The organism is Paraburkholderia susongensis (genome assembly GCF_900177725.1).
Lineage (GTDB): Bacteria > Pseudomonadota > Gammaproteobacteria > Burkholderiales > Burkholderiaceae > Paraburkholderia > Paraburkholderia susongensis.
This window is the reverse complement of the sequence record NZ_FXAT01000003.1, coordinates 795,383-809,657: the sequence shown is the minus strand read 5'-3', so window position 1 is coordinate 809,657 and position 14,275 is coordinate 795,383. Positions and strand designations below refer to the sequence as shown.

Genomic DNA, 14,275 nt, shown 5'->3' with positions numbered 1-14,275 from the left:
GCAGGTGCTGGACTGAACACAGACAAAATGCGTCGGCGATGCTCAAATTGGCCGGTGACATAGGGCCTCACTTAAAGCTCACTTGCTTTCAAATGCCGAGCGAGCAGGTTTGATTCGACGCATCCTCCGTGAAGGCCACTGCCGCGACCGGCAGGTTGCTTTCCCGAGTGATGCACCATCGCGGCTGAGCGTTGCGCTGCCGGCCGCTAATCATGAATTGGCGCCATTTGCTCAGCTCGCTTTTGCTACCAAGCTTGCCGACGCAAATTTCAGACAGAAAAAGCCGGGCGATGGCTTGCCAATATCTGAAATTTGAGCGAAAATAAACCGGGCATCGCTATATTTTCGTTCAACACCAAATTCGCCGACTATCTTACTCGGCGGATGGCGTTCGTCAAGCATTTCTTGCAGCCTATTCCCGTGCAGTTCGCCAAAGCCTTATGTGGCCTGCTCTCCGCTATCGCGCTCGCCTCAGTGTTCCTCTCTGTTGCCGTAAGTGGGTAGCGTCAAACGACCCATCAATCAGCTTGCGACCAACGATGCGACGACGTCTCCTTAAAAAAACAGGTGTCCGGCCCTGGGGCTGAAATTTCAGATTCCAGGCATTGCGCGGCCTTTAATCGGGCGTCGTAAAGCCTTACTGGTCGGCCCTGCCGAGCGTTTTAACAAGCTCACGCACGCCCCCTCCATGCATCAAGGTGGGCCTGCATATCTAAAATGCAGCTCCGGCCGTGGCCGTGAGCGCGCTCAGGTCGCGCGCGAGGTACGCGAGAGCATCCGTCGCAGCCGACTCCAGTCGTCATGCCCCGCCGCCCAAAGCCCTTTGGGAACAATAACCGCCTCATCGCGCAACGGAACCGGCACATGGCGGGTATCGCTTTCAAGGACAGTCACGACCTGCGGCTCTCGTCTCCGAACATCTTCAGCAAGCCGTTCGCTTTTGCTGGTGTTCTGACTCAACCTGTGGCGCAACGCCCTGTTTCCAGGAACTGTCGCGCCGACAACCCGCTCCCGTAGCGATTCGGGCAGCAGGTCGAGCAGGCAATGAAAGCCCGCAGTGTTGACCCAACTGGAAGTCAGAACAATGTCGATATGCCGCTCGTCCGCAAGCAAGGTGCTCAACTGCGCAACGTGCGGGCTATCAATTGATAGATAGATTTCACCGCGGGCCATTTTAGGCGGCCTCAATGTTCTCGGAAGCAGAACCCCTTCGACCGCCAAGTAGAGGATGCAGGGAGAGGCCATCGTCGCAACCTTTTCAGCGCGAGCATGAGACCATGCCGGAGGCTGGCGATATACTCCAAGGAATGCCGCAGAGCAACCTCGGCAATGGGGGCTCGTTGCTAAAAAATGCTGTTTTGCTTCTATCGAGCCGCCGAATCAAGTGCGCTTTTTTTCGCACTTAATCGTAGACCATATCTTGGCGAGTGCAAGGATTTTATGAGCGAAGCGGATACCCCGTGGTCACGGCTCTCCTCACGAGTCGCTCGCGTGGTCTTGGCGCGAAAGGACTTCACCTATGCCGAGCTAGTGGATGCACTTGCTGCAGAGGGGAACACAGACGGCGAACGCGCGCTGGTCTCCCGCATTTCTCGAGGCACTCTTAAGCTAAGCCTTTTGCTCCAGATTGTCTCCATCACAGGCGCTACACCGCCGGAGCGCTGGACCTCGGCGCTGAGAACCGAGGGGTCTTGGGAACAGAAGGCGCAAGCGGTAATTGGCAGCGAGCTAGCGCGCCAGCCTGTCTTCGATTTCTCGGAGCTCGCTCGCCGGCTGGCTAACATTGGCGCGACCGTGCCCGAGAAAACGTTGGAAGCCAGCATCACCACCGGCAATATGCCGCTGGCACTTTTCCTCCAACTTCTTCTGGCCCTGGGTTCGGACTCTCTTGAGCGCTACGTCGACTACGAAGACCTCCTTGATGCCGCGAAGGCGACATCGGTCGACTAAGGCAAGTCGGACAAACGCAAGCCGTATTCCGCCATCTGGGCGTGCGTCGTGAGTTCCCATCTACACTAAAAACGTGCGAAAAAAGTCGCACCGAGCCGAACGCCGAAAGCAGAACAATTGATGCGTTCCCAACCGTCTAAAGCAGCGAGCGCTGGCGCAATCGTCGGTGTATCCAGTTGCTCTGCACGGTTTGCACCCTCATGGAGACAGACCATGCCAGTCTGGCCCCCTCCTTCCGTAGACATCGAACCGGAGCTAGCGCTGCAGCACTGGCGTGTGATGCAGACAGAGGGCGATGAGCGCCACCTTGTCGGCATGCGAACCGACACAATGCTTGCGCGAGTCACCTCCGCTCTTCGCGAGTTCGATGCCCACGCGATGGTCGCCGTCAGCAGCTCCGGCCGAAGGTATCAACTCGTCGGTGAGCCGAGATGGACCTACGACACAGTCTGCCTGTGGATAACGTGGTGTCTGAAAAACGATGTGCGCAGTTGTTCGGACGTGACCTCCGCGTATTTCCACCCCAACATAGACAAGCTGGACTCGCACCGAAAATCGCGAGTGGACGCTGAGGGAGGCTAACCATGGCGGTCTGGAGCTCATCTCCCGTCGCGGAAAGACCCACCGTCTCGTGGTACGTCGACGTCTCGTCAGAGTATCTGCGCGGAGCGCGCCATGACGATGCCTGAAGAACGAACCAAGGCCATCTTGGAAACCCGTCACTTTCTCGAGACGCTGCTCGCCTCCGAGGATGAAATCATGTGGGGACTAGTGCGGACCATGGCCGCTCGGCTCCTTAGACACTACCCCCAGGACGTCGACCTCGGTGTCTCTGCATTAGCCTTGCCGGGCGTGTGGGCTCCGCCGGAGGACAAGCAATCATGACCGGGGCTCCCGACGGGCACGATACCGCTGCGAAGAGAGCGGCCCCGACAGCGCACCTCGGTGAACACGCGAACGTCGTCTTTCTCGACATAGACCACACGCTGCACGCCACGGATGCATATCTCAGCGACGGTAGACTCACGGCCGGTTCGCCCGCCAGCACGCTCTTCGAATTCACCCCTATCCTCGAACGCCTGCTTGCGCCCTATCCACAAGCCGTCATTATCCTCAGCAGCTCATGGGTTCATGTTCTTGGATACGCGTTTGCCGTCGCCCAACTTCCGACGGCTTCGTTACAGGCGCGAGTGCGGGGCGCCACCTTCGAAAGCGACGACGCAGCGGATGACGGTTGGTCGACCTTACCGCGAGGAACCCATGTTCTTAGGTTTGTTCGGCGTCACAAGCTCAAGCGCTGGCTGGCAATCGACGACGACCGCAAAGGCTTTGATGGCTACGAGTCCCATCTGATTCATTGCCAGCAAGGCGTCGGCCTTGGCGACAAAGACGTACAGCAGTTATTCGCTCGCCGCCTCGAGTTGATGTTCGGACCGCCTGATTCCCTGTCGCACACTGACGCCTCGACTCCGGAGCGCTTGACATGAAGTCAAAACGACAGAGACGTCGGACCCGTGTCGGTCCCGAGACATCACGCGTTCTTACCTACGCGTTGAGCGGGGTCGCCAAGGAATTGACACGTCTGCTGGCGCGACATCTGACGCGGCGTCGGAAGGCTCTGACCCGGCGAGGCGAAACTGGGATATCTAAGCGAAACGTCTTTCGCCTTCTGTGCCACGCGTTCTCAAGGGCGTTGCTGAATCCGCGCGGTGACGTGGCGTTGGCGGCCAAACAAAGAAATGCGCTGGCATTTGCGCTGGCCGCCGCGGATGTGCCTGCGGCTCTAAATGTGTCAGGCGTACCGAAAGAACTGCGCCGCGTCCGAAAACATGGGAGACGATTGTGATAGGCCAGCAAGGCGATAGCTGGCGTATGGCGGTGAGTCGCGATTATCTGCGTGATGCAAAGCGTGGCGCGCTGTCACCAGCGACGCGCCTCAAATGCGCCTGGGAAGCCATCTATTTTTGTTGCTGTGAAGTCGCCGAGAGACGCGGTGAAAGCATTGATGGCCTAGACCACCCTGATGCAGATGTCGTCGAACATCTGCTGGTGGCCCTCTCTGTGTCCGCGGACGAGAGACTTCAGGTCGACGCGCTTTTTCGCTGGACCTCAAACATGGAGACATGGACGCTTGCCCCATGTTCTCCCGCGGAGGCATGCGACCTCGCCGAAGCTCTTCATCTACGAACGGCCGCATTTCTGTCGGCAGCGTAATGCTTCAAGGTCCTCTCCCGATTGCGTCGGACTTCCCCTCAAGATACGGAGGCAGCCATGAAAGTGCAGGATTTGCTGCGACACCTGGAAGCGGCCGACGTAGATGCCGTCGTTCTATATCTCGCGCCATACGCCGACGCAAGCGAGGCCGATGAGATTGTTCAGGTCACGGTCTCGAACGAACTCTGGACCTGCGAGCGCCACCGCTCCAAGGATGGTCGGATTGACAAGATTTACCACCCCGTGGTCGGTGGCCTATCGCTTGCCTGGAACGAAACGACGGACCAGCGTTGGCCCGAGCGCGTGGTCATCTTGTCTTCAACTCTGGGAGCTTAGTATGGCTAGCGGCGGCTGGGATATCGCGATGCGCCACATCGACCAGCAGTACGACCTCCCACAATTCGTAGCGTCATCCCTTGTGCGCAAAATCGCTGCGAACGGTTTCCGGCTACCGGCCGCGGACCGCAGCAAGTTCCAGAAGTTACCGGACGAGGTGATTGCTCGCATCGAGCAGATTGTTCGCGAATCGTACATCGAGGCGGGTGAAGACGTAGGCGGCGACGTATTGCGAGAGCATCTCTGGCAGCAAGCCTCGGTCGCTCGGCGCGAAATGATTGCAAGCGGGGAGTTGCTGACACCAACTGAATTCAAAAACCGCATCGGTGTAAGCGAGAAGCGCCTGGCGCGGCTAATAGAAGAAGGGAGTGTCTTTGGCGTCGACGTCGATGAGACCGAATACTTCCCCGCGTTGTTGGCCGACCCGTTGCTGAATCGCAAGCGATTGCAGACACTATGCCGAATCATCGTTCCGGCTGACCCGATGAGCCGCCTTGATTTCCTCACGTCGCAGCGAGGTAGTTTGGGCGAGCGCCGTCCCGTTGAGATGCTCGACGACGACGTTGATTTCAAATCGGTCAGACGGATAGCTACGGCGTGGGCGGCCGAGTGGTCGCGCACCATCGTTAAGCTGTATGCGGGTGACCACCAACTCGAACCGAGCGATGTTGAACCGCTGTACACAGCGATAGCGGAAATTGACCCCAGGAAACCACTGTGGGCACGAGCATCCGAAGCGCTTCACCTGCATGGATACGAATGGCCGCTAGACCCACATCGAGTGATTCCGATATTTACCCTATTCGTTTCGCGACAAGCGGTTGGGGACTCCACGCCAATACCGGAAGCTTGCGTGCAAATTCTTGTCGTCGGTGAGCGCATTCGAATCCGAATAGTCGCTGCGGCGGGCACTGCGCACAACTCGAAAACAATCGCGGCTGGCGAGCACAAGACGTTTGTTGACATAGCCAAGCAAGTCGTCGCTTATCTGCTCAAGCACTGACCATCGGCTGTGAGTCTGAGAAAATGATAGACCCCAACCCACCGATAGCAATCAAAGTAACCGTAAATGACAAGGACTTCACCGTCTCGTTGAGGGACGGACGCATATTTCGGATTCCATTGCGATGGTTTCCCCGATTGCTAGCAGTGACGCCCGACCAGCGAAACGATGTTCGGGTCTCTGCGTCCGGCGCAGAGCTGCATTGGGACCAACTTCACGAGGACATCCGCGTAAGCGGACTAATGCGTGACTACGAACCGCTTCTTCTTGAAGAGACGTTGAGTTCACAGGTTCCCAACGACTTTCCTTGGGACACGACACCCGCATCACTCGCCGGGGCACAGCCCAAGCTCGCCGGGCGGAAAATTGCAGGACGGTTTGTGGTCGGTCTCACGGCGCCAGAACGCTATCAGCGATGGGAGGTATGCGAGGACCTCGCGCAGCAGTTGATGCCAAAGGCACTCAAAGACGCGGCGAAGTTTCCCCAAAATTCGCGTGATGTGACGCTGCGGCGCATCAGACGGGCCATTGAAGGCAAAGGGTGGACCAGTGTAGTCGAAACGGACTGGCTTATGTCACGGCTGCGGGTCCTTCTCGGCTGGTGATGGACGACTGGGAGAAGGATTACGTGCGATTACTCCCGGACGTCGCAATAAACTGCCAGATTTTTCTTGGTTCGAGCCGTGTCGAGGTCCTGTATTTCCTCAATCTGCTCGATTGCTGCTATGTAGTCGGGCGGGAGTTTTGCCTCACGGGCGCCGTATAGCACGTGATATTTGTACCAATGGTACGGCCTGAGTCCAGGCTCCAACTTGGTCGCGAAGTAGGTGACTGCGGCAACGACTCCCTGGTCAGTCGGGACCTGAATATTCTGTCGCTCATATGTACGACCCGCGTCCTCGTATTTGTCCAGGGCCTCCAAACTGTCAGCATCGATAGCAAAGAGCACACCCCACACGCGGTGACCCAATTCCCCAGTACGCTTGCAATCACATTTGCCAGAGCCATCTTTGGAAACCTTGTCGAACGTGAGTTGGTATCCATCAAGGTAGCCGTTCGCGATGTGCCGAATTGGTTTGATGCGGTCGGACAGCCGCGGCGCACTCATGTTGGACCCATATGCAAAGTACGCGAATTCATTCGGTTTAAGCATTTTTTCCCTGTAGTGTTCAGCGGCTGCGACCTCAAGGCTTAGATGTATTCAACGCCGGTGTGCGAGCGCTTTGCGTGGCTATGCGGCAGTGCCGGCCCCCGCGCCAGCAAACCGTAGGGGCATGAGGCTGATGGCTACCGTACACCCCGACGGAACTCGAGTATTTCCCTCTTTGCCAACATCGACAGTTGTTACGGCTCGTTGCGACAGAACGCCAATGGCCTCGCCCCTCTCATTAATGAGGGGACCGCCGCTGGCGCCTGTATGCATCGCATTGTCGATATACATGACGTCACACTCCAGCGTTCCGCGACCCTCAGTCGTCGCCACAATGCGCCTGATGTTTCCGATGTATCCCTGCTTGATGAGCGGGCCGGTCATATCAGCCTGAAATCCTTTATCCATTGCGGCCCTGAACGCATCGGCTCCTTCTGTCGTAGGAGACAGCAGTCGGTCTACATCAAAAGGGAGCCGCAACTCCTCTGAATAGCCGGCCATAAAGACGCACTGACCGAGACGGGGCGTCTCCAGTGGGACTGGTATCCAATGAACATTGTGGGAAAATGGAACCTTCGGATGCAGTACCGCCATGTCCAACTGGACATTGCTCGTAAAGCCCGAGACCTGTATCTCTGGGCAGCACATAACTACCGCGTATTCAGCTACCGGAACGCCGGGAAATTTGCAGAATATCTTCAGGTCTGGGGTTCTGTAGTCGCTCCTCCGAATAGGGAATCGTCCGGTCACAACATGTGCTGCCGTCAGAACCTGCCCCTCGGGTGTGTACGCGTATCCCGTGCCTTCGCTGATTTTCTCGTCGTCGAGGAAGACAGTTATGGAGCAGCAGGCGGGTGAAATTCGACTATAGAGTTCTTCAAGCATGTCACGTTAGCCTTTGGATGTCAGAAGGGGCAGCACCGGCGTTGCTTCTTCAGCAGCGTTCGGGGGTATCAGTGAGATTCAAACTCTCGCCGCGCGGATGGCGTTGCGTCTACCGACAACCAATGCCCTCCACGTTTCCAGTTTCTCAATGTCCTCGCCAAGCTCGTCAGGCTGCGGAACAGGTAGCCTGCCAACCCGGACGGCGGCATCGTGCTCGAATTTCGAGCATTTCGTCATCCCTTCGTCAATCGCACGATAGTCGTCGTCTGAGACGGTGACTTCTCTCAATTTTAGTGTGGATACGCCCTCGCCAAAGCGTTGAATCGCTCCATTGAAAAGGACCTCTTCCACGCATCGCTCCCACGCAAGCCGCAAGTCACCATACGCACGCGACGTAAGGGCGCGATGCTCGTCTTCGTTTCCGTCAGCATGTGCCTTGCGAACATCTACGAGCATCTGACGCAGCTTGCCGACGCGGCCCTTCGTTCCGAGCACGTCGAAGGGAAGTCCCTCGGAATGTGCGCCGAACCCATCGCCGGTACGGCGAATGTAGTTTGCTTGGAGCGTGGCTTTGAGCTCATCGGCCTTCTGCTCAAGAATGCACAGGAAATAGATGTCGTGCGTGAACACGATGACCTGCCGCTTGAGTGATTCTTCGACCAGGCGCTCCGCGACTTCCCAACGGCGGCGATGGTCGAGCGACGAGACCGGGTCATCGAAGACGATGCCGCCGAGCCCGCCACCAAGCTTGATTTCAGCGAGGAACGACGCGATAGCGATTGCGCGCTGCTCGCCTTCACTGAGAATTGCAGCCGGTGTTGCGCTACCCGGCAGTTGAAGCGTCAGCTTGAATTGCGTGCGGCCGCCGGGCGATTCGGGCTTCATGAAGACTTGCAGTTCATGACACTTAAGTCTCTTGAGCTCCTCGTTCAGTGCATCGGCCAGCTCCTTACTCGCAAGGGTTCGGGACAGCTCGGTGGACTTTCGGGAAATCCCACGCGTATCCGTCCCATCGATGCACTTTTGCAACTTCGCGCAATACCCGTACTTCGAAATCGCATCGAGCACGGCCTCCTTCACCTCGCCAAGCCTATGCCTTGCGTCGAGCTCCGCTCGTTCGGCTACAAGCTTTGCGCGAGCGGCCTCGTCGGCTGATGCTTCGAGAGTTTTTGCCTGGGTTTCCAGCTCGTCGGCTACCTCTCCGAGTCGGACAGCAGCGTCGTTCTGCGCCGCGGACACGTTTTCCCACGGCAGGGTGCCGCCGGAAGCGAGCAACGCTTCGGATTGTCGGGTCTTCAAACTGGCTTCCGATTGCTCGCAGAGCGGCAACAGTTGCGCGTCCAGCGTGTTCAGCTCTTCTTTCATGGCAGCGTCAATCGAGAAGTCGAACTTCGCAGTCTTTATCGCGTTGTACGCTTCCTTCGCCAGATTTCGCGCGTCCCTCGCTGCTTGCTCGACCCTGTCCTTGATAAAAGCGTCGAAGCGACCGAGCCTGCTTACACCTTCTGCGCCCAGCTCGTTCTGGCAGAGAGGACACTTCGCATCGTCCGGAAGAGCAAAAATCTCGTGGCCAGCGTGGGAGATGGCTGCGAAGTCACGAGCCGCTTCGAACAGCGTCTTCCACTCCTCGCCACCAGTGCCAGGCAACTGACCCGGTTCACTTTGGAACGCTTCCGCGGCAGTGTCAGCGACTTTCTTCGCGGCGTTCGATTTGCCGATAAGCTCCTGGAGATTCTGGAGCTTTTCGACGGAGACAATCCCGAGCTTCGTCTCAATCTGCGTCTTCAGCCCCTTAACGCGAAGCGCCTTGTTCCGAATCTCTCGGGCTTTCGTTTTCGGGTCCGCTTCGGAAAGCGTCTTCGCTAAAACTTCTCGGCGTTCGACGTCATCGTCCGACAACTCGGCCAGCGTCGCTATCTCTTCTCTCGTGGTCTTCTTGGAGATTCCGCTGAGCGCGCGACCGACGGCAGTGGTCTGATTGATTAGTGCAGAGTACGCCGCATCACTCGGCGACGAGTCCGCCTTCTCTTTTGTCGCACGGGTTTTCAGCTTCGTACAGAGGCTCACCAGCCCTTCGAGAATATCGAGCCCGTATGGCACGTAGGCAAAATCACCCTGGTTGTCGATATACGCACGCGCGCAGTGAGTATCGAAGATTGAGATGTCGGCGAGCGGTACGGGTGGTTCCGCGCGATGCTTCCACACGAAGTCGACTGTCGTGCCATCGACGATAGCCTCAAACACTGCCTGTGCAGTGCCGACATCCTTCGGGTCGAGGCGCGCGTTGGGAAGGATGGGCTCCCTTCGGTCCCGAGCGCGGCACGCGTGTTTGAATATTCTGGAATAGCCAGACTTCCCGGCTCCATTTTCTCCGTAGATGACGGTCAGGCCGGTCGGCGAAATCGGGAGTCGGCCGCCTTGCACCAAGGCGTTGACGTGCTGCAACTCCTTGACGGCGACAATCTGGACAAGTCGGGTGGGATTGGTCGGAGGTGCGACCTCTGCACTTTCCAACTTCCTGGCCACTCGGTCATTCTCGTCAGGGATGCCGGCTTCAGCTTTGGCGAGCGCATAGATGTCCTCGATGTCCTCGGGCGACAGCCCGCGATTTACATACAGTCGGGCAACAGCGTCTTGCTGCCAGGCCGAAAGAGTCTTCGACCAATGGTAGATTTCTTGGATGATTGTCACTGGTCAAGACCCCTCGGAATTTATCGCGGCCGAAGCAGTTGCTTTGGTCGTGCTTTGTTTGAAATGGGCGCTGAGATTTCGATGATATACGTGCGCTTACAAAGGCGTATACCGAAAAATTGGTCTTTTCTTGACCAATGTTCGTGCGAACGTTTTCGACAAGGCGACGAAGCGCCGAGAGGCTACGGTTCCTAACGTTCCAGTGGAACTAGCCCATTGAAGTCAGTCGAGTAACGACGGTCTTGGTCAAGGATAGCGGACTCGTGGCACGGCGTCATTGGTGACAAAGGAATGGGTCGCTGCAGAGCATTAGAATCAATACTATGAAATATAGAACCATCGAACCTTATCGTCGACAAAGCGCCCGCCGTGCCGAGCGGCGAACCAGAACATTGTGCGGCTGTTAAAGGTTCGGCCCGGCCTACCGTTAACTAAGTAGGCCGGCCTGAAACGGGCCATAAAAAAACAAACATCGAGAGCAAATGAATGCCAACAGTGAATACCTATATTCCTCAAGTCTCGTCGTTGATTTTCGACACTGAGGAGGGAGCGCGGAAGGCGTCCGCCTGCATCGAGTTTGGCGGCTGGAACGCAGAACAGGCGACCCTGACGCCAATCAAAGTCGGAGCGCTGCTCGCAATGCCCGGCGCGCCGACGCTCACGTGGGTGATGGATAGCTTGGCAGCAGCGGTCGAGGCAGGACACGTCGACCCGGAAACTTGCCTGAATCAGTTGTTCGCTTCGCCTTCGGATATGCGTGATATGCGAGCAGTGCTGCGAGATGAAGGGCGGGACCTGTGGCTGAGTGACCGGCACCGCGGCGCGCTGTTGAAGCTGGGCGCGGCGTCTATCGACCTCGTTTCGTACGCGGACGTCGCATCGTTTTTTGACCCAGCTTGAGTGAAGCCAAAATCACAGACCAGGCCGGCGACAAAGGTCTCCGTCACGAACGGACACGGTTAGTCCGTGTTCCCTCGGTGTCGTCCTAAAGGACTGCCAGAGATGCGGTCGGGGTATGTCCGCGTCAGCGAAAAGCGAACAATTGAAATGCTCTTACCAAACGTAGAAAGCTTGTCAAAGACACTCACGAACTTAAGGGTTGAGTCGGAGAAACAGATTGTCAGCGGTTCAGTCGACGACGTTCTAAAGGAAGGTTTTTGGCTGGTCAATCCTCAATTGAGTGCTTCGAAAAAAGCTGCTTTGCAAGAGGTCGAGGTGGCTGCTCGTCTCGTGAAATCGATTGAAGCTCGGACATTCTGGAGTCGACTTTGGCTGCGAAAAGAGTATTCGCAAGCCCTGGAAAGGCAACGAGACGTAGCGAGTAAGCGCTCTAAGCAAGTTGAGGTCGAAGAAGCAGAACTCAGGAAATACGAGCTAGCCAATCGCCTAGGTGCCGTCAAAAAGGTGGAGCAATCCGACAGAAGCTCAAACCATCTTCGCGAAATAAGAAGGCTCGAAAAGAAGCTGAGCGATATGGTGCCGGTCTATACGGAGGCAATTTTGCAGCACGGGAATACTGCACTCGGGTTTGAATACCAAGAACCGCTCCTCCCTTCTGGACCTATGCAACTTGACCTCGTTTACGTGACGCAGCAGCTAGGAGACCTGGAAGAGTTTGCGCGCAGAGAGTTGCCGAAACGCGTCGCCCAAGCGAGCATCTCAAAAAAAGCCCTCGAAATTCACAGTGAATTTCTCGCGGTGAATTGTGCAAACGATGTGAGTGGCTCAGATAGCTCCGCGTACGCACACGCATCGGCCGAAGGTATCACAAGACAACTTAAGCCCGCCGCGACGCCAACCGCGACTGACCCACAAGACCGCTTGCAGGCGGCGTTCAGAGCGGCGGTGATGCCCGGAAGTTTCGTCCGGCCAGACGCATGGATTACCTTCTGGACTGCAATCAAGGCAACGACCGACTACCACGCGAAAGCTTATGGCGCCGGTTATGCTGAGGACGCGTTCGCCATAGACTGGTGTAATGCGTGGGAGCAACAGATTCGGGCGTGGGGTCCGGACTTGTGCGCCGCGCTTGGATTGCCCGATGGATATGTGCACGCGGTGCGTGGAACGTTCCTCAACAAGAAAGCCGAGACGAGGACGGGCGCTGACATCATGTTAGCGCTATGTACAAAATTCGGTGACTCCGTTCGTGTGCGCCTTGCATTTATCCAGTTCAAGAGAGACGAACGGAAAACGGACAGGATTGATGTTTGGCAGAACGGGGTGCGGCAGTTTCAGTGCCTGGAAAAGCTTCACCGGCCAGACCTCGGAAGTTTCTCCATGCACGCGCTACTTTCCGTGCGCAACAGTGGCTTAGCCTCGATTCCTGCGGTGGAAATTCTCAAGTCGAAAGCGGCGATAAATCGAAGTTATGGCTTCACCGAGAAGACCTCGGCGACTACTTGGACGGCAACTGGCTGTGACGTAGACTGGCGCGATTGCGGCGAATCCTTTCCGACTTTGCTAACCGGAGCGTTGTGCGGTAAAGCGACGGCGTCATTTGATGGTGTGCAAGCGGCGTTCAAGTGGCTGAGCGACAACTCGGGCCTAAAGTCGACCGAACTGCCCCCGTACATGATTTTTCAGGCAATCGGGGAGAACGCTCGCGCTCTGACCAAATCTATGGAGTTAGAGGGGCAGCGCTGGGCGAAGGTGTTAGGTCTGTCCATTGATAGTCCGTCGCGTGGTATGTCATTTGGGAGATGAGCGTTGTGATTCGCGAGCGTCCCTCAACGGTATGCAAAGGGCGCTTGCACCGGTATGTACGGGGAAATCGGGTCATCGCGCGCGTTCTCAAGGCATTTTCCGAAGGCCGGAGGCGTATTGTGGCTTTGGCAGAACGAAAGGCTCGCGCACGACCGGGCGAGCGTATCGTGCTGACCGTCGATGACTTCGACCCGAGGAAATAGCGCGCCCGGGCACCTTTGACGTCACAAACATGGATTGCGCTGTGTGTCCGATTACGGTTCGCCAGGCACTTGAGAAGGTAACCGCCGTGACTTCGACCAAGGTCGACTTCGCAAGCAAACCCACGCAGGTAGTCTTTGACCCGAACAAGTCCTCGGTCGACGCGTCGACAAACGCCACGGCCGACGCCGGCTATCCATCTCACGTCAAGCGGGTTCAGTAATGATTTCAGTTGTGCTGGATTCCACCATCACGTGTCCGGTGTGTGGGCACAAGAAAAACGAGACGATGCCGACCAACGCCTGTGTGTGGTTTTACGAATGCGAGCATTGCAAGACAGTGCTCAGGCCGAAATCCCGGGATTGCTGCGTGTACTGCTCGTACGGCACCAACAGGTGCCCGCCGATGCAGCAGTCTGGCTCCTGCTGCGCCTGACCAGGTTCACGCAATTGGCCACGCGCGACGCCGAGGCGGATGGACCCGACAGTCACAGTTTCCGGAAGTAGCAGTACAGAAACTGCTGGCTGAAACCAGCAGGCGTGTGGTGGTCTTCGAGTGAGCTTGTTACCAGTTCGAACGCTGCGCCGAATTCATCAGAGAGCTGCTGGCCGTCGTATCGGCTCACGTCCAACCCGCTGCACCTAGCGGGCCCCCTTGGCCCGAAAGTGGCAATCACAACGTGGCCGTCTGGCCTGATTGCTCTCGTCAGCAGGCGAATATAGGCGTCTCGTTGCGACGACTCCGTCAGGAAATGGAAGACGGCGCGGTCATGCCACACGTCGTATCGATGCTCAGGCAGGTCGACCACCGTAATGTCGGATTCGACCCACGTTACCTGCTCGGCGATAGAACCCAAACGCTGTTTCGTCGTATCGAGAGCGATGGCGGACGTATCGAGCACGGTCAGGTTTCGGTATCCGCGCTGAAGTAAATCATCGACCAGCGTCGATTCTCCTCCACCCACATCAAGAATGGCTGCGTTCCGGTCCGACACGGCTTCGCAAATCAGCGTCAGCGAGATATCAAGGTGCGGGCGATACCAACTGACTGCATCCGGGGCTTTCGACCGGTACACGTCTTCCCAGTGCCGTTTGCTGTCCATATTGCATCCTTAAACGCCGCACCTTGATTTGAGGACC

General features: G+C 57.1%; 16 protein-coding genes and 1 pseudogene. 11 read left to right on the top strand and 6 right to left on the bottom strand.

What is annotated here, in order from left to right:
* Positions 1-231: 231 nt before the first annotated feature.
* Together B9Z01_RS35520 and B9Z01_RS12705 are read right to left on the bottom strand one after the other, a co-directional pair.
* Complete coding sequence (locus B9Z01_RS35520; RefSeq protein WP_167387468.1) at positions 232-402, bottom strand: hypothetical protein; 171 nt, start codon at positions 400-402, stop codon at positions 232-234.
* A gap of 345 nt (positions 403-747) precedes the next feature.
* A complete protein-coding gene (locus B9Z01_RS12705; protein WP_167387467.1) occupies positions 748-1,245 on the bottom strand; it encodes an HAD domain-containing protein in 498 nt (165 codons plus the stop codon).
* A gap of 195 nt (positions 1,246-1,440) precedes the next feature.
* On the opposite strand from B9Z01_RS12705, the gene B9Z01_RS12700 reads away from it, so the two are divergent.
* The 7 genes and pseudogenes from B9Z01_RS12700 (at position 1,441) to B9Z01_RS12670 (ending at position 6,108) form a co-directional block, all read left to right on the top strand.
* On the top strand, positions 1,441-1,950 hold the full coding sequence (locus tag B9Z01_RS12700; RefSeq protein WP_143808907.1) for a DUF6471 domain-containing protein: 510 nt from the start codon (positions 1,441-1,443) through the stop codon (positions 1,948-1,950).
* Between the two features lie 675 nt (positions 1,951-2,625).
* Positions 2,626-2,835 (top strand): BPSL0761 family protein, encoded by a 210-nt coding sequence (locus tag B9Z01_RS12690; protein WP_085483369.1) that lies wholly within the window; start codon positions 2,626-2,628, stop codon positions 2,833-2,835.
* Positions 2,832-3,437 (top strand): HAD domain-containing protein, encoded by a 606-nt coding sequence (locus B9Z01_RS35515; protein ID WP_085483367.1) that lies wholly within the window; start codon positions 2,832-2,834, stop codon positions 3,435-3,437. The genes B9Z01_RS12690 and B9Z01_RS35515 overlap by 4 nt, the downstream gene beginning before the upstream one ends.
* Before the next feature lie 784 nt (positions 3,438-4,221).
* Positions 4,222-4,500 (top strand): hypothetical protein, encoded by a 279-nt coding sequence (locus B9Z01_RS12680; RefSeq protein ID WP_085483365.1) that lies wholly within the window; start codon positions 4,222-4,224, stop codon positions 4,498-4,500.
* Between the two features lies 1 nt (position 4,501).
* A complete protein-coding gene (locus tag B9Z01_RS12675; RefSeq protein ID WP_085483363.1) occupies positions 4,502-5,503 on the top strand; it encodes a hypothetical protein in 1,002 nt (333 codons plus the stop codon).
* Between the two features lie 23 nt (positions 5,504-5,526).
* Positions 5,527-5,739 (top strand): annotated as a pseudogene (locus B9Z01_RS35855) (DUF2442 domain-containing protein); the annotation flags it as partial.
* 6 nt (positions 5,740-5,745) lie between these two features.
* Positions 5,746-6,108, top strand: a complete 363-nt coding sequence (locus tag B9Z01_RS12670; protein ID WP_085483553.1) for a hypothetical protein — start codon at positions 5,746-5,748, stop codon at positions 6,106-6,108.
* A 29-nt stretch (positions 6,109-6,137) separates the two neighbouring features.
* On the opposite strand, the gene B9Z01_RS12665 is transcribed toward B9Z01_RS12670, so the two are convergent.
* The 3 genes from B9Z01_RS12665 to B9Z01_RS12655 form a co-directional block, all read right to left on the bottom strand.
* Complete coding sequence (locus B9Z01_RS12665; RefSeq protein ID WP_085483361.1) at positions 6,138-6,656, bottom strand: gamma-glutamylcyclotransferase family protein; 519 nt, start codon at positions 6,654-6,656, stop codon at positions 6,138-6,140.
* 78 nt (positions 6,657-6,734) lie between these two features.
* Positions 6,735-7,538 carry a S1 family peptidase gene (locus B9Z01_RS12660; protein ID WP_085483359.1) on the bottom strand — a complete coding sequence of 268 codons (804 nt, stop codon included), beginning with the start codon at positions 7,536-7,538 and terminating at the stop codon, positions 6,735-6,737.
* Between the two features lie 78 nt (positions 7,539-7,616).
* Positions 7,617-10,229, bottom strand: a complete 2,613-nt coding sequence (locus tag B9Z01_RS12655) for an AAA family ATPase (protein ID WP_085483358.1) — start codon at positions 10,227-10,229, stop codon at positions 7,617-7,619.
* Positions 10,230-10,724: 495 nt separating this feature from the next.
* Here B9Z01_RS12655 and B9Z01_RS12650 point away from each other — a divergent pair, with 495 nt between their 5' ends.
* The 4 genes from B9Z01_RS12650 to B9Z01_RS36195 all read left to right on the top strand — a co-directional run bounded on the left by B9Z01_RS12650 (position 10,725) and on the right by B9Z01_RS36195 (position 13,571).
* Positions 10,725-11,129: a hypothetical protein gene (locus tag B9Z01_RS12650; protein WP_143808906.1), complete on the top strand. Its 405-nt coding sequence runs from the start codon at positions 10,725-10,727 to the stop codon at positions 11,127-11,129.
* Between the two features lie 171 nt (positions 11,130-11,300).
* A complete protein-coding gene (locus tag B9Z01_RS12645) occupies positions 11,301-12,935 on the top strand; it encodes a hypothetical protein (protein ID WP_143808905.1) in 1,635 nt (544 codons plus the stop codon).
* 199 nt (positions 12,936-13,134) lie between these two features.
* Entirely contained in the window at positions 13,135-13,359 is a 225-nt protein-coding gene (locus B9Z01_RS12635) for a cation transporter (RefSeq protein WP_275937502.1), read from the top strand.
* The gene (locus B9Z01_RS36195) at positions 13,359-13,571 is read left to right on the top strand and encodes a GDCCVxC domain-containing (seleno)protein (RefSeq protein ID WP_244195997.1); all 213 of its coding nucleotides are present in this window, start codon (positions 13,359-13,361) and stop codon (positions 13,569-13,571) included. The genes B9Z01_RS12635 and B9Z01_RS36195 overlap by 1 nt, the downstream gene beginning before the upstream one ends.
* A 52-nt stretch (positions 13,572-13,623) precedes the next feature.
* On the opposite strand, the gene B9Z01_RS12625 is transcribed toward B9Z01_RS36195, so the two are convergent.
* Positions 13,624-14,238, bottom strand: a complete 615-nt coding sequence (locus B9Z01_RS12625; RefSeq protein WP_085483349.1) for a class I SAM-dependent methyltransferase — start codon at positions 14,236-14,238, stop codon at positions 13,624-13,626.
* Positions 14,239-14,275: the final 37 nt, after the last annotated feature.